Annotated in this window: 18 protein-coding genes; 15 read left to right on the top strand and 3 right to left on the bottom strand. The window is 75.7% G+C overall.

Translation table 11 applies throughout. The features are described 5' to 3' along the window. The first annotated feature begins 26 nt into the window (after window positions 1–26). The 4 genes from ACZ6PY_RS13310 to ACZ6PY_RS13295 all read left to right on the top strand — a co-directional run bounded on the left by ACZ6PY_RS13310 (window position 27) and on the right by ACZ6PY_RS13295 (window position 2812). Complete coding sequence (locus ACZ6PY_RS13310) at window positions 27–515, top strand: DUF3180 domain-containing protein (RefSeq protein ID WP_466072079.1); 489 nt, start codon at window positions 27–29, stop codon at window positions 513–515. Window positions 516–634: 119 nt separating this feature from the next. Continuing rightward, the gene (locus ACZ6PY_RS13305) at window positions 635–1864 is read left to right on the top strand and encodes an ABC transporter permease (protein ID WP_466071861.1); all 1230 of its coding nucleotides are present in this window, start codon (window positions 635–637) and stop codon (window positions 1862–1864) included. Between the two features lie 63 nt (window positions 1865–1927). Next, window positions 1928–2230, top strand: a complete 303-nt coding sequence (locus ACZ6PY_RS13300; RefSeq protein WP_466071860.1) for a hypothetical protein — start codon at window positions 1928–1930, stop codon at window positions 2228–2230. Window positions 2231–2311: 81 nt separating this feature from the next. Continuing rightward, window positions 2312–2812, top strand: coding sequence for a hypothetical protein (locus tag ACZ6PY_RS13295; protein ID WP_466071858.1), 501 nt, complete (start codon window positions 2312–2314; stop codon window positions 2810–2812). Between the two features lie 30 nt (window positions 2813–2842). On the opposite strand, the gene ACZ6PY_RS13290 is transcribed toward ACZ6PY_RS13295, so the two are convergent. Then, entirely contained in the window at window positions 2843–3829 is a 987-nt protein-coding gene (locus tag ACZ6PY_RS13290) for an ABC transporter ATP-binding protein (protein ID WP_466071856.1), read from the bottom strand. 2 nt (window positions 3830–3831) lie between these two features. Between ACZ6PY_RS13290 and ACZ6PY_RS13285 the strand changes: the two genes are divergently transcribed. The 4 genes from ACZ6PY_RS13285 to ACZ6PY_RS13270 all read left to right on the top strand — a co-directional run bounded on the left by ACZ6PY_RS13285 (window position 3832) and on the right by ACZ6PY_RS13270 (window position 8462). Beyond that, window positions 3832–4518 carry an ABC transporter permease gene (locus ACZ6PY_RS13285; RefSeq protein ID WP_466071854.1) on the top strand — a complete coding sequence of 229 codons (687 nt, stop codon included), beginning with the start codon at window positions 3832–3834 and terminating at the stop codon, window positions 4516–4518. Then, window positions 4515–5237, top strand: a complete 723-nt coding sequence (locus ACZ6PY_RS13280) for an ABC transporter permease (protein ID WP_466071852.1) — start codon at window positions 4515–4517, stop codon at window positions 5235–5237. Before ACZ6PY_RS13285 ends, ACZ6PY_RS13280 begins: the two co-directional genes overlap by 4 nt. Window positions 5238–5393: 156 nt before the next feature. Then, window positions 5394–6398 (top strand): glycine betaine ABC transporter substrate-binding protein, encoded by a 1005-nt coding sequence (locus ACZ6PY_RS13275; protein WP_466071850.1) that lies wholly within the window; start codon window positions 5394–5396, stop codon window positions 6396–6398. 144 nt (window positions 6399–6542) lie between these two features. Further along, window positions 6543–8462, top strand: coding sequence for a DNA polymerase III subunit gamma/tau domain-containing protein (locus ACZ6PY_RS13270; protein ID WP_466071848.1), 1920 nt, complete (start codon window positions 6543–6545; stop codon window positions 8460–8462). Between the two features lie 8 nt (window positions 8463–8470). Here ACZ6PY_RS13270 and ACZ6PY_RS13265 read toward each other — a convergent pair whose 3' ends face one another. Both ACZ6PY_RS13265 and ACZ6PY_RS13260 read right to left on the bottom strand, forming a co-directional pair. Next, entirely contained in the window at window positions 8471–9640 is a 1170-nt protein-coding gene (locus ACZ6PY_RS13265; protein ID WP_262282710.1) for an NADH-quinone oxidoreductase subunit D, read from the bottom strand. Then, window positions 9637–10644, bottom strand: coding sequence for an SAM-dependent methyltransferase (locus ACZ6PY_RS13260; RefSeq protein ID WP_466071846.1), 1008 nt, complete (start codon window positions 10642–10644; stop codon window positions 9637–9639). The genes ACZ6PY_RS13265 and ACZ6PY_RS13260 overlap by 4 nt, the downstream gene beginning before the upstream one ends. Window positions 10645–10698: 54 nt before the next feature. On the opposite strand from ACZ6PY_RS13260, the gene ACZ6PY_RS13255 reads away from it, so the two are divergent. The 7 genes from ACZ6PY_RS13255 (at window position 10699) to nadC (ending at window position 18104) form a co-directional block, all read left to right on the top strand. Continuing rightward, window positions 10699–11976, top strand: a complete 1278-nt coding sequence (locus tag ACZ6PY_RS13255) for a phytase (protein ID WP_466071844.1) — start codon at window positions 10699–10701, stop codon at window positions 11974–11976. Between the two features lie 145 nt (window positions 11977–12121). Then, window positions 12122–13069 (top strand): Rossmann-like and DUF2520 domain-containing protein, encoded by a 948-nt coding sequence (locus ACZ6PY_RS13250; RefSeq protein ID WP_466071842.1) that lies wholly within the window; start codon window positions 12122–12124, stop codon window positions 13067–13069. Between the two features lie 43 nt (window positions 13070–13112). Further along, window positions 13113–13961, top strand: a complete 849-nt coding sequence (gene panC / locus ACZ6PY_RS13245; RefSeq protein ID WP_466071840.1) for a pantoate--beta-alanine ligase — start codon at window positions 13113–13115, stop codon at window positions 13959–13961. A 30-nt stretch (window positions 13962–13991) separates the two neighbouring features. Next, entirely contained in the window at window positions 13992–14420 is a 429-nt protein-coding gene (gene panD, locus ACZ6PY_RS13240; RefSeq protein ID WP_466071839.1) for an aspartate 1-decarboxylase, read from the top strand. 96 nt (window positions 14421–14516) lie between these two features. Beyond that, complete coding sequence (locus ACZ6PY_RS13235; protein WP_466071837.1) at window positions 14517–15410, top strand: septum formation family protein; 894 nt, start codon at window positions 14517–14519, stop codon at window positions 15408–15410. Between the two features lie 61 nt (window positions 15411–15471). Then, on the top strand, window positions 15472–17211 hold the full coding sequence (locus ACZ6PY_RS13230) for an L-aspartate oxidase (protein ID WP_466071836.1): 1740 nt from the start codon (window positions 15472–15474) through the stop codon (window positions 17209–17211). Further along, entirely contained in the window at window positions 17208–18104 is an 897-nt protein-coding gene (nadC, locus tag ACZ6PY_RS13225) for a carboxylating nicotinate-nucleotide diphosphorylase (protein WP_466071834.1), read from the top strand. Before ACZ6PY_RS13230 ends, nadC begins: the two co-directional genes overlap by 4 nt. Window positions 18105–18107 lie beyond the last annotated feature (3 nt).

The following is an 18107-nucleotide window of genomic DNA, read 5'->3' as shown; positions in this document are numbered from 1 at the left end:
CCCCACGGGACCCGGACCGCTTCCGGATGGGTCCGACCCGGATCTCCACGCTGGTGGTGGCCGCGCTGGCCGCCGCCGCGCTGGCCTGGCTGCTGATCAGCGCCTTCTACTACGAGATGGCCCCCGACCTGCCCTGGCTGCCGGTCGTCACGCTGGCCGGCCTGGCCGTGCTGGAGGGGTACGCGGCGGTCAACACCCGCGGTCGCATCGAGCGCCGCCCCGGCCGTGACCCGGTGAACCCGCTGCTGGTCGCCCGGTTCGTGGTGCTGGCGAAGGCGTCCGCCCTGGCCGGGGCCATCTTCGCCGGCTTCTACGCCGGGCTGACCGGCTGGCTCTTCGTCGAGCGGACCAACGCCGCGGTGGGCGACCGGCCGGCCAGCGGGGCCGGGTTGCTCGCGTCGCTCGCGCTGGTCGCGGCGGCGCTCTGGCTGGAGCGGTCCTGCCGGGTCCCCGAGCAGGAGGACGACGAGGACCGCGAGCCCGGCGACCGGGAGACTCCCCGCGGCCGCCTCTGATCAGGGGGTTCCCAGCGTCTTCCCCCGCAGGTACCGTGCCTGGCGACCGGAGAGCAACGGCCGCCGCCGGTCCGCCCGCGCGTCGGACCACGCGGCCGGCCATGTGGGAGGCGCGGGCCATGGGGTACGACGAGACGGGCCGGACTGCGCCGGTGGAGACGTCGTCCGGGGTGCCCGCGGCCGTGCTGGAGAACGTCTTCGACGACCCCAGCCACGGCGAGCCCGGCCGGGACCGGATCGCCGTGCACGTGGCCTGGGAGTTCCTGCTGCTGCTCGGGCTGGCCGCGCTGACCTGGCTGCTCTGGCGCGAGGACGCGGACGCGCTGCGGGGCGGCGCGCTGAAGACGCTGCTGGTCGACGTGGCCGGGCTCGGCCTGCTCACCCTGGCCGCCGGGCTCAGCCTGCGGGCCGCCGCCGTGAACCTGGCGGTGGGGCCGGTCGCGCTGGCCGCCGCGCTGCACTTCGCCGAGCAGGGCGACCGCGGCCTGCGGGAGGCGCTGCTCCCGGCGCTCGCGGTGGCGGCACTCGGCGGGCTGGCGCTCGCGCTGGCCGTGGTGGTGCTGCACGTGCCCGCCTGGGCGGCCAGCCTGGCCGGCGCGGCCGGCGTGATCGTGTACATCGAGCGGCGGACCACCCCGATCGTGGTGCAGGGCGGCTACGACCCCCGGCGCACGGCCCTCTACCTCTTCGTCGGTTTCGCCGCGGTGGCCGTCCTGGGCGGGCTCTTCGGCGCGATCAAACCGGTCCGCCGGCTGCTCGGGCGGTTCCGGCCGGTCGCCGACCCGGCCCAGCGGCGCGGTGCCGCGGCCGCCACGGTGGCCGCCCTGGCCCTGATCGGCTCGACGGTCCTGGCCGTGCTCGGCGGGGTGCTCATCGCCGCCAACTTGGACGGGCCGGTGGCGCCCACCACGGGCCTCGACCGGTCGGTGCTGGCGATCGGCGCGGTCATGCTCGGCGGCACCAGCGCGTACGGGCGGCGGGGCGGGATCTTCGGCACCCTGCTGGCGGTCTGCGCCGTGGAGGTCTTCCTGGCCTGGGCCGCGGCACAGGACTGGACGATCAGCCGGTGGGCCGTCGGCGGGGCGGCGCTCGGCGCCGGGCTGCTGGTCACCCGGCTCGTCGAGACGTTCGGGCGGCCCCGGCCGGCGCCGCCGAACCCGCTCCCGGCCGGCCCGACCGGTCCCGCCGGCGACGGCGCGATCAGCACCGGCTGGGCGCTGACGCCACCGCCCGAGCCGGGGGACGCCTGGCCGTCGGTGCTGCCGGTGCGGAACACCGACACGGTCGACTCGTGGGAGTCGCCGCGCTGGGAGAGCGAGCCGCGCCGCTGGGACGCCGGGGACCGCTGACCGCCCGGTGCCGGCGCCGAGTCCGGCGGGCCGCAGGTGATCTCGCCGGTTAGGCTCGGCGGCATGACGGACACTCCTGCCCCCGGCGGCCGCACCTTCGACGAGCTGGACAAGCTCTCCACCGAGGAACTGCGCGAGCAGGCGTTCCACCTGGCCCGGGAGCGCCGCGACGTCGAGTTCTTCTGGTCGGTGCTGCGGCACATGCCCAACGCCGACGAGGCCTCGGTCCTGGACGGCGCCCCCAACTCGGTCGGGCCGATCATCGACGAGGCCAACGCCCTGTGGCGGGAGATGGCCGGGCACGGCTACGAGGAGTCCGCGCCGCTGCTGCGCGCCGCCTTCATCGACTACCTCATGAAGCACTGAGCGATGACCACCCGCCGACCCTCGGCGGCAGACCGGGTACGCAGGTTTGCCCGGCGCGGTGGGCCGGGAACTGACCGGCCCATGGCCCTCACCAACCGCCCCCGCACCGTGGCCTCGTACGGCACGGCCGCCGGCACCGGCACGCTCGCCGTGCTCCTGCTCGTCGCGGTCGGCGGCAGCCCCATGTACGTGGGCTGGGTGCAGGACCACACCGACCCGACCGGGGCCGGCGGCTGGTTCCTCCGGCTGCTCGCCTGGCCGGCCTGGCGGCTGCACGCCGAGGACCCGTCGCAGGGCGTGCTCGCTACCAACCTGCGGGCGATCCTGCTGGTCGTGCTGGCCGCGGCGCTGCTCTACCTGCTGCCCGGCCCGCAGGTGGCCCGGGTGGAGAGCTCGGGCAGCCAGTTCTTCTCCGGCTGGGGCGCGTACGCCCTGGCGGGCGGGGTCACGGCCCTGCTGGCCACCCTCCTCGGGCCGCACGGGTCGCTCTTCGCCGCCTTCCAGTCCGCCAGCACGGGGGTCACCTACGGCTTCTTCGCCGGCTGGATCGTCGGCCTGGCCAGCCTGGGCGGCCGGGCCTGACGGTCCGCCCCGGCACGGCCGTCGGACCGGTCAGTCCGGCACGCCGAGGCCGAGCACCCGGGCCCGGCTGAGCAGCCCCACCGGCTTGCCGTCCTCGGTGACCACCGCGTGCTCGGCGCCGGAGGTGAGCAGCCCGCCCAGCGCGTCGTACGCCGAACCGCCCAGGGGCACGGTCGGCAGGTCGGCCCCGCCACCGGCCGGGAGCGGGTCGAGCACCTCGCGGGTCACCGGGGTGACGGCCAGCCGGCGGATGCCCCGGTCGGCGCCGACGAACTCGCGGACGAACGGCGAGGCGGGCGCCCCGAGCAGGGCGGCGGGGACGTCGTACTGCTCCAGGCGGCCGCCCTCGGAGAGCACCGCGATCCGGTCGCCCAGCCGGACCGCCTCGTCGAGGTCGTGGGTCACCAGCACGATGGTCTTGCGGACTTCGGCCTGGAGCCGGAGGAACTCCTCCTGGAGGCGGGTCCGGACGATCGGGTCGACGGCCGAGAAGGGCTCGTCCATGAGCAGCACCACCGGGTCGGCGGCGAGCGCGCGGGCCACGCCGACCCGCTGCCGCTGGCCGCCGGAGAGCTCGTGCGGGTAGCGGCGGCCGAACTGCCCCGGGTCGAGGCCGACCAGCTCCAGCAGCTCGTCCACCCGCGCCCGCGTCCGCTCCCGGGGCCAGCCGAGCAGCCCCGGCACGGTGGCCACGTTGGCGGCGACGGTCTGGTGCGGGAAGAGGCCGACGTTCTGGATGACGTAGCCGATGCGGCGGCGCAGCGTCACCGGGTCGACCCGGGTGACGTCGTCGTCGCCGAGCAGGATCCGCCCGTCGGTGGGCTCGATCAACCGGTTGATCATCCGCAGGACCGTGGACTTGCCGCAGCCGGACGGGCCGATCAGCACCACCAGTTCGCCGGCCCTGACCTCCAGGCTCAGCTCCCGCACCGCTTCCGTGCCGTCCGGGTAGCGCTTGCGGATGCGCTCCAGGGTGATCGAGGCCGCGCCGTGTCCGGCGGCCGGGGTAACGTCCACGTGTGTCCCTCCACCTGAGCTACCGGGCCGCGCCCGGTAACCCGTGGTTCTCCTGGCAGTACGTGCGGGACAACTCTGACACGATCCTCGCCGCCCTGCGTGAGCACACCTGGCTGACCGCCCGGGCCGTGCTGATCGCGGCGCTCGTGGCGCTGCCGCTCGCCGTGGCCGCGTACTGGTTCCGCTCGCTGGCCGGCCCGATCCTGGCCCTGACCGGGGTGCTCTACACGGTCCCCTCCCTGGCGCTGTTCGCCTTCCTCGCGCCCTACCTGGGCATCGGCGCGATCACCGTGCTCACCGTGGTGGCGCTCTACGCGCTGCTGGTCATCGTGCGCAACGCGCTGGCCGGGCTGAACCAGGTGCCTCCCGAGGTGCGGGAGGCCGCCGAGGGCATGGGCTACGGCCGCTGGGGCCGCCTGCTCCGCATCGAGCTGCCGCTGGCGCTGCCCGGCATCCTCACCGGCCTGCGGCTCGCCACGGTCTCCACGGTCGCGCTGGTCACGGTCGGCGTGGTGGTCGGCCGGGGCGGCCTCGGCCAGCTCATCTTCGCCGGGTTCCAGAACAACTTCTACAAGGCCGAGATCATGACCGGCACCGTGCTCTGCGTGCTGCTGGCGCTGGTGCTCGACCTGATCCTGGCCGGCGTCGGCCGGCTGCTCACCCCCTGGCTGCGGAGGCGGAGCTCGTGAACCCGGTGCAGCAGGCGGTCGTCTGGTTGAACGACCCGCTCAACTGGTCCAACCCGGGCGGCATCCTGGACCGGCTGGGCGAGCACCTCACCCTGTCCGCGCTGGCGGTGCTGCTCGGCTGCCTGGTGGCCTGGCCCATCGGGCTCTGGCTCGGCCACACCGGCCGCGGCGGCGGCCTGGTGCTCCTGGTGTCCAACGTCACTCTCGCCATCCCGACCCTGGCCCTGCTGACCATCCTGCCGTTGACCTTCCTCGGCTTCGGCCGGCCGGCGGTGGTGGTCGCGCTCGCGGTCTTCGCCGTGCCGCCGCTGCTCGCCACCGCGTACACCGGGGTGCGGCAGGCCGACCCGGAGGCCCGGGACGCGGCGCGCGGCATGGGGCTCTCCGGCGGGCAGGTGCTGCGCCGGGTCGAGCTGCCGCTCGCGGTGCCCTACCTGGCGGCCGGCTTCCGCACCGCCGCCGTGCAGGTGGTGGCCACCGCGGCGCTGGCCTCGTTCGTGAACGGCGGCGGGCTCGGGCAGATCATCCGGGCCGGTTTCGGGCTCGACATCGCGGCCGGCGGCGGCCAGATCATCGCCGGCGGCGTCCTGGTGGCCGGGCTGGCGCTGCTCGTCGAGGGGGTGTTGGCGCTGGTGGAGCGGGCGGTCACCCCGCGCCCGCTGCGCCGGGCGGGCCGGGCGGCGACCCGCCGCGCGGCCGACGCCACGGCGGGCACCTGAGCCGCACCGATGACGATCCGGTGACGAAACTCGCTCGAAGTTGTCGGTCGGCTCCGGAAGATATTGGCTGGAGTCGCGGGCGTTCGATCGGACCGCCCGTCGGACACGCGGCCGGCCCGGGACGGGTCGCGCCGGGACACGGAAGGCGGGCACCTGATGCACGCACGCTCACGGTTGGCTGCGGGAGCGCTCGGCGCCCTCGCCGCGGCCAGTCTCCTCACCGGCTGCGGTGACGCCGGTTCCTCCGGCACCGACGCCCCCCAGCAGGGTGCCTCCGGGGCCGGTTGCGCCCCGGTGGCCGGCGACAAGCTGGTCGTCCTCACCGACGACAAGAAGCTCCAGAACACCGACAACGTCATCCCGGCGATCAACACGAAGGCGGCCACGCCGCAGCTCGTCGCCGCGCTCGACAAGGTCTCCGCGAAGCTCGACACCCCCAAGCTGATCGAGCTGAACCGGGCGGTCGACGTCGACCGGAAGACCCCGCAGGTCGCGGCGAAGGAGTTCGCCGACGCCAACGGCGTGACCGAGGGCGTCGAGAAGGGCCCCGGCGGCCAGGTGACGGTCGGCGCCGGCAACTTCAGCGAGAGCCAGACGATCGCCGAGCTCTACAAGATCACGCTCACCGCGGCCGGCTACCAGGTCAAGGTGCAGACCATCGGCAACCGCGAGCTCTACGAGCCGGCCCTGGAGAAGGGCCAGATCCAGGTCGTTCCCGAGTACGCGGCGACGATGGCCGAGTTCCTCAACACCAAGGCCAACGGCAAGGACGCCCAGCCGGTCTCCTCGCCCGAGCTGGACAAGACGGTCAGCGCGCTGAAGGCGGCCGGCGACAAGGTCGGCATCAGCTTCGGCCAGCCCGCCCAGGCGCAGGACCAGAACGCCTTCGCGGTCACCAAGGCGTTCGCCGACAAGTACCAGGTCGCCAGCCTCTCCGACCTGGCGGCCAAGTGCTCCGGCACGGCCACCGTGCTGGCCGGCCCGCCCGAGTGCCCGCAGCGGCCGAAGTGCCAGGCCGGCCTCGTCGAGGTCTACGACCTCAAGGCCGGCTCGTTCAGCTCGCTCGACGCGGGCGGCCCGCAGACCAAGAACGCCCTGAAGACCGGCGCGGCCAGCGTCGGCCTGGTGTTCTCCTCCGACGCCGCGCTCGCCGCCAGCTGACCACCGCCGCCGCGCCGGCGGGCCCCCGGGCCCGCCGGCGCGGGGCAGCCGTGAGGGCCGGGAGGGAAGCCCTGGTCACCGGCCTTTACATCGATGCTTTCGGCCCGTTCCCTACCGGGGCAACTCTCGGTAGTCTGCTCAGCCATGCCCGCCTCGGTCGCCCCCGCCGAAAACCGCAGTCCGCAGCTGCTGACCGTCCTGTTCTGGATCGGAGTGGCGCTCGCGCCCCTGGCGGCCCTCATCCTGCTGGTCGCCGACGGCAACGGCCCGCTCCGGTTCGGCGCCGTGCTGGCGATCCTGGCCGTGGTGCTGATCGGCCTCTCCGTCGCGCTGCGGGCGGAGAGCGGCGGCGGGGCCGGCGCGGAAAAGCTGCGCGAGGAGATCGAGCAGCTCCGCCGGGAGCTGCGCAGCGAGATCGTGGCCGCCGCCCAGCGCGGCAACCAGGCACTCGACCAGGCCCAGCGGACCCAGGAGTCGGTCACCGCGCTGCGCCGCCGGCTCGACGCCGCGGCCGCCGGCATGGCCGCCGCCGCGGGGCTGACCACGTCCGCCGCCGAGGAGCAGCCCGGTGGCCGCGCCCGGGTGCCGGCCACCGAGCCCTACGACGAGGGGCGCGCCCGCACCGAGCCGGGCCGGGCGCAGCCCGCCCGCGACGAGGACGAGGCGATCCGCCGCCCGCAGCCCGCCGCCCGGTACGGCGCGGACCCCGCCGCCGACCACCCCCGCCACGGCGCCGACCGCCCGCAGCCCGGGATCTACGGCCCAGACCGCCCGCAGTCCGGGACCTACGGCAGCGAACACCCGCAGCCCGGGGTCTACGGCAGCGACCGCCCGCAGCCCGGGGTCTACGGCGCCGACCGCCCGCAGTCCGGGGTCTACGGCGCGCCCCGCGCCCCCGAGCCGGAGATCCGGGCGGAGCCCCGGCAGGTCGGGGTCGTGCACCACACCGAAACTGTGCACGTCACCACCCGCCACACGATCGTCGGCGGGGACGCCGACCCGGCCGGCACCCGGTACGGCGGCTACGCCGGCCGCTGGCCTCCGGCCCCCGAGGAGCGGTCGTGGAGCGGCGCGGAGCCGGAGGAGCGCCCCCGCGCCGGATACCGGAGCGCCGACGACGAGCGCTCCCGGTCCGCGCAGGTGGGCGGCGGCTGGTCCGGCTCCCGGGACGACGCCTCCTGGTCACCGGCGCCCGGCGGCGAGCACCCGTGGGCGGGCGTGGGCCGGGCCGGCGACGACCGTGGCTGGTCCGAGCGGGAGGCCGACGACCGCGGCCGGTTCCCGCGGGAGGACGAGGATCGCGGCTGGTCCGCCCGGGAGGGCGACGACCGGGGCTGGTCCGGCGACCCGGCCGACGACCGGTCCTGGTCGGCCGGCCCGGACGAGCAGCGATCCCGACCGGCCGCCGATCGGACCTGGCGACCGGGCCCGCAGGGGCCGGCCGGCGACCGGTCCTGGCCGCCGGGACCCGGCGGCCGCGAGGAGGCCGGGTGGGCCCCCACCCCGCGCGACGAGGCCGTCCACGGCGGCCAGGTGGGCTGGGCGGAGCAGGGCGACCGCACCGGTCCGGGCGGCTGGGCGGGCCAGGGTGACCGGGGCCGTTACGGCGAGCGGGCGGCGACCGGTGCCGGCTGGACGCCGGCCGAGCAGCCCGGCCGGGCGGTGGCCGACGACCCGGACGGTGACTACTGGTCCGAGCTGCGCACCGGCAACCGGTGGGCCGCGGTCCGCGACGACGAGCAAGGCCGGGAGATCCGGGTCGGGGAGCGGCGGGCCGCGGTGCACGCCGACGGCGGGGGCACCGAGTACCGGGTCGAGGACCGCTGGGCGTCCGTCCGCGGCGGGACCGGTCCCGGCGAGGCGGGCGGCGGCTGGGCCGAGGAGGGCCGGCCGGCGCTCCCGGCCGGCGGGGTGCCGGTGCCGGACGAGTGGCGGCCCCCGACGCAGCGCACCGGCCAGCCCGAGTGGCGCCAGGTCGAGCCCGAACCGGCCCGCTACGGCTATCCGCCGCGCGACGACGCTCCCCGGGCCGGCGCTGCCCGGGCGACCGACCGCTGGCGCTGAGCCCCGGGTTACTTGTCGATGTCGCCGACCACGAAGAACATCGACCCGAGGATGGCGATCAGGTCCGGCACCAGGCAGCCCGGGAGCAGGGTCGCCAGCGCCTGCACGTTCGCGTACGAGGCGGTGCGCAGCTTGAGCCGCCACGGGGTCTTCTCGCCCCGCGACACCAGGTAGTAGCCGTTGATGCCGAGCGGGTTCTCGGTCCAGGCGTAGGTGTGCCCCTCGGGCGCCTTGACCACCTTGGGCAGCCGTGTGTTCACCGGCCCGCTGAGCCGGTCCACCCGGTCCAGGCACTGCTCGGCGAGGTCCAGGGAGGCGTACACCTGGTCGAGCAGCACCTCGAAGCGGGCGTGGCAGTCCCCGGCGGTCTTGGTGACCACGGGCACGTCGAGCTGGTCGTACGCCAGGTAGGGCTCGTCCCGGCGCAGGTCCAGGTCGAGCCCGGAGGCCCGGGCGACCGGCCCGGAGGCGCCGAACGCGGCGGCGTCGGCCGCGGACAGCACGCCCACGCCGACGGTGCGGGCCAGGAAGATCTCGTTGCGCCGGATCAGGTTGTCCAGGTCGGGCATCCGGCGGCGGACCTCGCCGATCGCCGCCCGGGCCCGCGTGGTCCAGCCGGCCGGCACCTCCTCCTTGAGCCCGCCGACCCGGTTGAACATGTAGTGGATCCGGCCGCCGGAGACCTCCTCCATGACCGCCTGGATCGTCTCCCGCTCGCGGAACGCGTAGAACATCGGCGTGATCGCGCCGATCTCCAGGGGGTAGGAGCCGAGGAACATCAGGTGGTTGAGCACCCGGTTCAGCTCGGCGAGCGCCATCCGCAGCCAGACCGCCCGCTCCGGCACCTCCATGCCCATGAGCCGCTCGACGGCGAGCACCACGCCCAGCTCGTTGGAGAACGCGGAGAGCCAGTCGTGCCGGTTGGCCAGCACGATGATCTGCCGGTAGTCGCGGACCTCGAACAGCTTCTCCGCGCCCCGGTGCATGTAGCCGACGATCGGTTCGGCGGAGACCACCCGCTCGCCGTCGAGCACCAGCTTCAGCCGGAGCACGCCGTGCGTCGACGGGTGCTGCGGCCCGATGTTGAGCACCATGTCGGTGCCGAGCTGCTCCCCGCCGGCGCCGGTGCCGACGGTCAGTTCGCGGAGGTCGCCGGCGTCGGTGGTCATGCCCGTCATCGTGCCATGAGCGGATCGAGGGCGATGTCGACCGGTTGCAGCAGCCACCAGTGCCCGCCGAGGCCGGCCGGATCGGTCAGCTCGGCCGCCGCCGACGCGGCGGCGAGCGCCCGCACGTAGCCGGCCGGGTCGCGGGAGGCCAGGCTCAGCGGCGGTCGCCCGCCGTCGGCCCCGAGCGCCCGCAGCCCCTCCCGCTGCGACACCAGGGTGTACGCACACCGCGCGACCCGCTCACCGGCGGAGGCGACCGAGTCCATGGCCACGTGCGCCGTCACGTCACACGACCCGTCCGGCAGCGGCGGGACCTGCCGTCCACCCCGATAGCCGGTCAACGTCCCGTCAACGGGCCGGTCAGCACGCAGGTGCCCGTAGTCCACGGCGAGCGCCAGCCCCCGGTCAAGACGCGCCACGGCGTCCCCCCACGCCTCGTCCCGGCTCCGCCCCACCTCGACCCGGCCCCCCGCCCCGTTAATGGCGACGGGGGCGGGCCACCACCGGTTCAGCCAGCCGGTGTCCTCGGCGGTCACCGGATCACCCGTCGACTCCTCGCCCGTCGCCGGGTCCACCAGCAGGTACCGCCAGCCCGCCGGGGTGTGCACCGCGAGGTCCAACGGAACGTTGTCCAGCCACTCGGTGGCCACCAACAGACCCGTGACGCCCTGCGGGATCTCGTCCCGCCACTCGATCCCCACCGGCAGGTCGTCCGGCCGGGGCGCCTTCTCGACGGCGATGAGCCGTACCCGCTCGGCCAGCGGAGCCCCCACGGCGACCGACAACGACCGCAACAGCTCCCCCCGACCGGCGCCGATGTCCACCACGTCGAGACGAGCGGGGTGACCGAGCGCGGCATCGAGAGAGGACAGCAGCCGGGACAGGCAGGAGGCGACGAGCGGAGACGCGTGGACGCTGGTGCGGAAGTGGGCGGCCGGCCCCGGCCCGGAGACGAAGAAGCCGTCCGGTCCGTAGAGGGCCGTCGACATCGCGTCGCGCCAGCGGAGCGCCATCAGTTCATTCCTCGTTCAGGGGGCGTCACCGTGCCGACCCTACGGTCAGCGGACATGAGACGAACCGCAGTCCCCGCGCTCGCCGTCGTACCCCTGCTGCTGGCCGCCACCCCCGCGGTGGCCGCACCGGCGGACGGCGCCCCGCGCCCGGTCCGGGCGGTGACCGAGACCGCCTCCCTCTTCGACGACGAGGCCGGCGGCGACGCGGACGCCGACGACCCGGCGATCTGGGTGCACCCGACCGACCGGGCGGGCAGCCTGGTCGTGGCCACCGCGAAGAACGGCGGCCTGCGGGTGTACGACCTGCGGGCCCGCGAGCGGCAGGCGATCGCCACGCCCCCGGCGCCGGGACCCGACGACGAGTCCGGGCGGTTCAACAACGTGGACCTGGTGGCCGGCTTCCGGCTGGCCGGGCGGGCCGCCGACCTGGCCGTGGTCACCGACCGGGGGCGCGACCAGCTGCGCTTCTACCGGATCGACCCGGGCACCCGCCTGCTCACCGACGTCACCGCGCCGGACGTGCCGTTCGCGTTCAGCCGGGACCAGGCCGAGGTGAACGAGCAGCGCACCGCGTACGGGCTGGGCACGTTCGTGGACACCGACGGCGCCGCGTACGCGGTGGTGAGCCGGCGCAGCACCCCCGAGGTGGGGGTGTTCCGGCTGGTGGAGCGGGCGGGCCGGGTCAGCTACCGGCCGGTGGACCGGCTGGTGCTGCCGTCGACGTTCACCCTGCCCGACGGGACCGCCTGGTCGCCGTGCACCGACCCGGGCGACGGCCCGCAGGTCGAGGGGACCGTGGTGGACCCGGCCACCGGGGTGGTCTACCTGGCCCAGGAGAAGGTCGGCCTGTGGCGGACCCGGCTGGTGGGCGGCCGGTTCGCCGGCGCCCCGCGGTCGGTGGAGCGGGTCCGCGAGTACGGCGTCCCGGCGGCCTTCGACGCCGAGGAGGACGACTGTGTCACCGACCACTCCGCCGATCCCGGCTTCGGCGGGCGGATCGCCCAGGACGTCGAGGGGCTGACCATCCACCGGACCGGCCGGTTCACCGGCACCCTGATCGTCTCCAGCCAGGGCGACGACACCTTCTACACCTACGACCGGCGCACCGACCGGCCGATCGGGCGGTTCGCGGTGGTCGGCGGCCGGGTCGACGGCGCGCAGGAGTGCGACGGTGCGGCCGTGACCGCCACCCCGCTGCCCGGTTTCCCGGGCGGTCTGCTGGTGGTGCACGACGGCCGGAACACCCCGGAGGCGCCCGGCGAGGATGGCGGGGCGCGTCCCGACACCGACTTCAAGTTCGTCGACGCGGGGTTCCTCCGCAGTCCGCGCTGACGTAGCAGAAGGGGCCGCTCCGCGCCTCCGGAGCGGCCCCTCGGCGCCGTCGGTGAAGGTTTTCACACATCCTTGTTTCGGCTCTGTGACCCCGGCGCATACTTGCGATCGACCGGTACCCCCTTCGAGGACTGGATCGATTGCCATGAGCGCACCCCTGCGTTCGCGTCCGGCCGCCGCACCGCGTGCCGCCGGCGCCCCGCTCGTCTTCCCGCGCACCCTCACGGTCGGCGTGATCGGCGCCGGCCGGGTCGGCGCCGTGCTCGGCGCGGCCCTCGCCGCCGCCGGCCACCGGGTGGTCGCGGCCGCCGGCGCCTCCGGCGCGACCCGGGCCCGGATGGCGCTGCTGCTCCCGCAGACCCCCACCCGCTCCGCCGCCGCCGTGGCCCGCGCCGCCACCGACCTGCTGGTCGTGGCGGTCCCCGACGACGCCCTCGCCGGCGTGGTGGCCGGCCTGGCCGAGGCCGGCGCGCTCCGCCCCGGCCAGGTGGTCGCGCACACGTCCGGCGCGCACGGCCTGGCCGTCCTCGCCCCGGCGGCCGCCGCGGGCGCCCGGCCGCTCGCGCTGCACCCGGCCATGACCTTCACGGGTACGCCGGACGACCTGGCCCGCCTCGCCGGCATCTCCTACGGGGTGACCGCCCCGGCCGAGCTGCGCGCGTTCGCCGCCCGGCTGGTGACCGACCTGGGCGGAGTGCCGGAGTGGGTGGCGGAGGGTGACCGGCCGCTGTACCACGCGGCGCTGGCGCACGGCGCGAACCACCTGGTGACCCTGGTCAACGAGGCCGCCGACCGGCTGCGCGACGCCGGGGTGGACCGGCCGGAGAAGGTGCTCGCCCCGCTGCTGCGGGCGGCCCTGGAGAACGCGCTGCGGCTCGGCGACGACGCGCTCACCGGCCCGGTCTCCCGGGGCGACGCGGGCACCGTGCGCCGGCACCTGGAGCGGCTGGCAGCGACCGCCCCGGAATCCGTGCCCCCCTACCTGGCGTTGGCCCGACGGACGGCGGACCGGGCGGTCGCGGCGGGCCGGCTGCGGCCGGCCGACGCGGCGCCGCTGCTGGACGTTCTGGACGGCATGCAGGTGCCGGCGTGAGCCGGTCCTGCCGACCCCGCAGTCCCGGACCGAGGAGGCACTGATGACGGAGCTGGTGCACACCCGCAAGGAGCTGGCGGCGGCCCGCGAGGGCCTCACCGGCACGGTCGGCGTGGTGATGACGATGGGCGCGCTGCACTCGGGGCACGAGAGCCTGCTGCGCGCCGCTCGGGAGCGGGCCGACCACGTGCTCGTGACGATCTTCGTGAACCCGCTCCAGTTCGGCCCGAACGAGGACTTCGACCGCTACCCGCGCACCCTCGACGCCGACCTGGAGATCTGCCGGCGGGCCGGCGCGGACGTGGTGTTCGCGCCCGCCGTGGAGGACATGTATCCGGAGGGTCAACCGAAGGTGCGGCTGAACCCGGGCCCGCTCGGTGAGGACCTGGAGGGGTTGAGCCGCCCCGGCTTCTTCCACGGCGTGCTCACCGTGGTCATGAAGCTGCTCCAGCTCACCCGCCCCGACCTGGCCTTCTTCGGCGAGAAGGACTACCAGCAGCTCACCCTGGTCCGGCGGATGGTCCGCGACCTGGACGTGCCGACGGAGATCGTCGGCGTGCCGACCGTCCGCGAACCGGACGGGCTGGCCCTGTCCAGTCGCAACCGCTACCTGTCGGCGGAGGAGCGGCGGGCCGCGCTGAGCCTCTCCGCCGCGCTGCGGGCCGGTGTCGAGGCCGCCGACGGGGGCGCGGACGCCGGCGCCGTGCTGGCCGCCGCCCACCGGGCCTTCGACTCGGGTACGCCCGGCGCCCGCCTGGACTACCTGGTGCTCACCGACGCCGACCTGGAGCCCGGCCCGGTCTCCGGCGCGGCGCGGCTGCTGATCGCCGCCTGGGTCGGCGCCACCCGCCTCATCGACAACACGGCGATCCACCTCGCCCCGCGTTCCTGACCCGACCAGATCCCTCGGAAAGGCACCCCGATGCTCCGCACCATGCTCAAGTCGAAGATCCACCGGGCCACGGTGACCCAGGCGGACCTGCACTACGTCGGCTCGGTGACCGTGGACGAGGACCTGCTCGACGCGGCCGACCTCATCCCGGGCGAGCAGGTCGCGATCGTCGACATCACCAACGGCGCCCGGTTGGAGACGTACGTGATCCCGGGGCAACGGGGCAGCGGCGTGATCGGCATCAACGGCGCGGCGGCGCACCTCGTCCACCCGGGTGACCTGGTCATCCTCATCTCGTACGGGCAGATGGACGACGCCGAGGCGCGCTCCTACCAGCCGCGGGTGGTGCACGTCGACGCCGACAACAGGGTCGTCGACCTGACCGCCGACCCGACCACGGCCGCCCCGGGCACCGCCGGCGACCCGGTTCCCAACCCGCTGGCCGCAGCCCTCAACTGATCCCGGGCCGCACGCACGGTCTGTCACCGGAAGGTCATTTCCCGCTACCCTTGTCGGACCGTCGGAATCGACGGTCGTCGGGCTGGGGGAGGCGCGATGGGCCGGGCGATGCGGAGCCTCGTCGCCGCGTTGGTCGCGGGGGCGGCGCTGGCCGGGTGTGCCCCGTCGGGCGGGCTGGACGGGGATCTCACCGACGACTGGGGCGCCCTGCCGCCGGCCGGCGCGTTCACCCCGGCCGCCGGGGTCTGCCAGGTCGCCGACTTCACCCCCGCCGTGGGACTGTCCGGCTACGACCCGGTGGGCTGCGACCTGCCGCACCGGGTGGAGACGGTGCACGTGGGCACGTTCACGGTCGGGCGGGCCGGCCCGCCGGTGCTCGGCTCGCCCGAGCTGCGGACCGCCTTCGCCGACTGCGACACCCGGGCCGGCGGCTACGTGGGCGACAACTGGCGGGCCGGCCGGCTGCGGCTGGCCGTGGCGCTGCCCACCGGGCCCGGCTGGGCGGCCGGGTCGCGCTGGTACCGCTGTGACCTGACCGAGCTGACGACGGTCGAGGCGGCGGCGACCGTGGTGACCCGGACGGGCAGCCTGCGCGACGCGCTCAAGGGCCCGTCCCCGCTGCGGTTGGGCTGCCAGCGCACCGGCCGGGACGCGCGCCGGGTGCAGACGCTCACCCCGGTCGACTGCCGCACCGCCCACGACGCCGAGTTCGTCGGGGTGTGGGCGGCGCCGGACCGCCCGTACCCGAGGAAGGACGCCGACTGGGCGCCCCTCTACACCGGCTGCAACACGGTCCTGGCGTCGTACGCCGGCGTGCCCGACGACCCGACGCTGCGGTTCCGCAGCGGGGTGGTGGTGCGCCCGCCCGGCGCCGGCCGGTGGGCGGTCGGCGACCGGGGCGTGCGCTGCTATCTCTGGCTCAGCGACCGCACGGTGACCACCTCGCTCAAGGGGGCCGGCCCGGCGGGCCTCCCGGTGCGGACGAGGTAGCCGAAACCACTCGTCCCGCCCCCGGCGCCCGGGACGAGAGCCCTTCGGGTTGACTGTTCCCATGGACCTTCCGACCGTCGACCTGCCGGCCCTGCCGAGGCTGCTCGCCGCGCCCGCACCCGGCTGGGTGGAGACCACCGACGTGGTCGTCGTCGGCTCCGGGGTCGCCGGGCTGACCGCCGCGCTGCACCTGCGCGAGGCCGGCCTGCACGTCACCGTCGTCACCAAGGTCAACATCGACGAGGGCTCGACCCGCTGGGCGCAGGGCGGCATCGCGGCGGTGCTCGACCCGGCGGACACGCCGGCCGCGCACGCGTACGACACCGAGGTGGCCGGCGTCGGCCTCTGCGACCCGGCGGCGGTCCGGGTGCTCGTGGAGGAGGGCCCGACCCGGCTGCGCGAGCTGATGCGGATCGGGGCGGAGTTCGACCGCAACCCGGACGGCTCGCTCATGCTCACCCGCGAGGGCGGCCACCGGGCCGACCGGATCGTGCACGCCGGCGGCGACGCCACCGGGGCGGAGGTGCAGCGGGCGCTGCACGCCGCGGTGCGCCGCGACCCGTGGATCCGGCTGGTCGAGCACGCCCTGGTGCTGGACCTGCTGCGCGCGCCCGGTGACGGGCCGGACGGGCTCGGCCCGGCCTGCGGGATCACCCTGCACGTGCTCGGTGAGGGCAGCGAGGACGGCGTGGGGGCCATCCTGGGCCGGGCCGTGGTGCTGGCCACCGGCGGGATGGGGCAGATCTTCGCGGCCACCACCAATCCGGCCGTCTCCACCGGCGACGGGGTGGCGCTCGCGCTGCGGGCCGGCGCGGCGGTCACCGACCTGGAGTTCGTCCAGTTCCACCCGACGGCGCTGATCGTGCCGGCCGGTGAGCCGGGCGCGGGTCTCGCCCAGCAGCCACTGGTCTCCGAGGCGCTGCGCGGCGAGGGCGCGTACCTGGTCGACGGTGACGGCAAGCGGTTCATGGTGGGCCAGCACGAGCTGGCCGAGCTGGCGCCCCGCGACATCGTGGCCAAGGGCATCCACCGGGCGCTGCTGGCCACCGGACGGCAACCCCAGCTCGGCGCGTCTGACGCCGCGCCGCGACCGGGAGCCGTCGGCGCCGACCACGTCTGGCTGGACGCCCGCCACCTCGGCGGCGACTTCCTGGCCCGGCGCTTCCCGACGATCGTGGCCTCCTGCCTGGCCATCGGGGTGGACCCGGCCACCGACCTGATCCCGGTCGCGCCGGCCGCCCACTACGCCTCCGGCGGCGTCCGGACCGACCTGCGCGGCCGCACCTCGATCCCCGGCCTGTACGCCTGCGGCGAGGTCGCCTGCACCGGCGTGCACGGCGCCAACCGGCTGGCCAGCAACTCGCTGCTGGAGGGGCTGGTCTTCTCCCGCCGGATCGCCGAGGACATCGCCGCCGGGCTGCCCGAGCAGGCGAAGCCGGCCGAGGTCGGCGCCTGGGTGGGCGGTCAGGGCTGGCTCGTGCCGGCCGGGGCCACGCCGACCCTGCAACGGGCCATGACCCGGGGCGCGGGTGTGCTCCGCTCGGCGTCGACCCTCGCCGGGACCGCCGCCGCCCTCAGCGAGCTGGGCCAGGCCCGGGGCGTGCCGCGCACCGCCGACTGGGAGGCGACGAACCTGCTCACCGTGGCGTCGACGCTGGTCGCGGCCGCGTACGCCCGCCGGGAGACCCGGGGCTGCCACTGGCGGGAGGACTTCCCGACGGCCGACGAGCGGTGGCGCGGCCACCTCGTGGCCGGTGTCGGGGCGAAGGGCTTGTTGACCGAGCGCTGGGAGGAACAGTGAGGGAGTCGACGGAGCAGGCGCTGCGGGCCGGTGGCCTGGACCCGGAGCAGGTCCGGCGGGTGATCGTCGACGCGCTCACCGAGGACCTGGGCCCGGACTTCCTCGACGTGACGAGCGTCGCCACCATCCCGGACGCGCAGAACGACACCGCCGACCTGGTCGCCCGCGCCGACGGCGTGGTGGCCGGGCTGCCGGTGGCCGCGGCCGTGTTCGAGCTGGTGGGCGAGGTGACCCGGGCGGACCGTACCGTCGAGGTGTCGCTGGTGGCCCGCGACGGGCAGCGGGTGGCGCGCGGCGACGTGCTGGCCACGGTGACCGGCCCGACCCGGCTGCTGCTCACCGCCGAGCGGACGGCGCTGAACCTGCTCTCCCGGATGTCCGGGGTGGCCACCCACACCCGGGCCTGGGCCGACGCGCTGGCCGGCACCAAGGCGACCGTGCTGGACACCCGCAAGACCACGCCGGGCCTGCGCGCCCTGGAGAAGTACGCGGTCCGCGCCGGCGGCGGCACCAACAAGCGGATGGGCCTGCACGACGTCGCCATGATCAAGGACAACCACAAGGTGGCCGCGGGCGGGATCGGCGCCGCGTTCCGGCGGGTCCGGGAGGCGTTCCCGGACGTGCCCGTGCAGGTGGAGGTGGACACCCTGGCCGAGGCCGTGGAGGCGGTCGAGGCCGGCGCCACCTTCCTGCTGCTGGACAACATGACCCCGGCGCGGCTGCGCGAGGTGGTGGCCGCGGTGGGCGACCGGGCGGAGCTGGAGGCGACCGGCGGGCTCACCCTGCCGGTGGCCGCCGAGTACGGGGCGACCGGCGTCGACTTCCTCTCGGTGGGCGCGCTGACCCACTCGTCGCCGATCCTCGACATCGCGCTGGACCTGCGGGAGGAGTGAGGG

The organism is Micromonospora sp. NPDC048907, from assembly GCF_055586885.1.
This window is presented reverse-complemented; position numbering and strand designations above follow the sequence as displayed.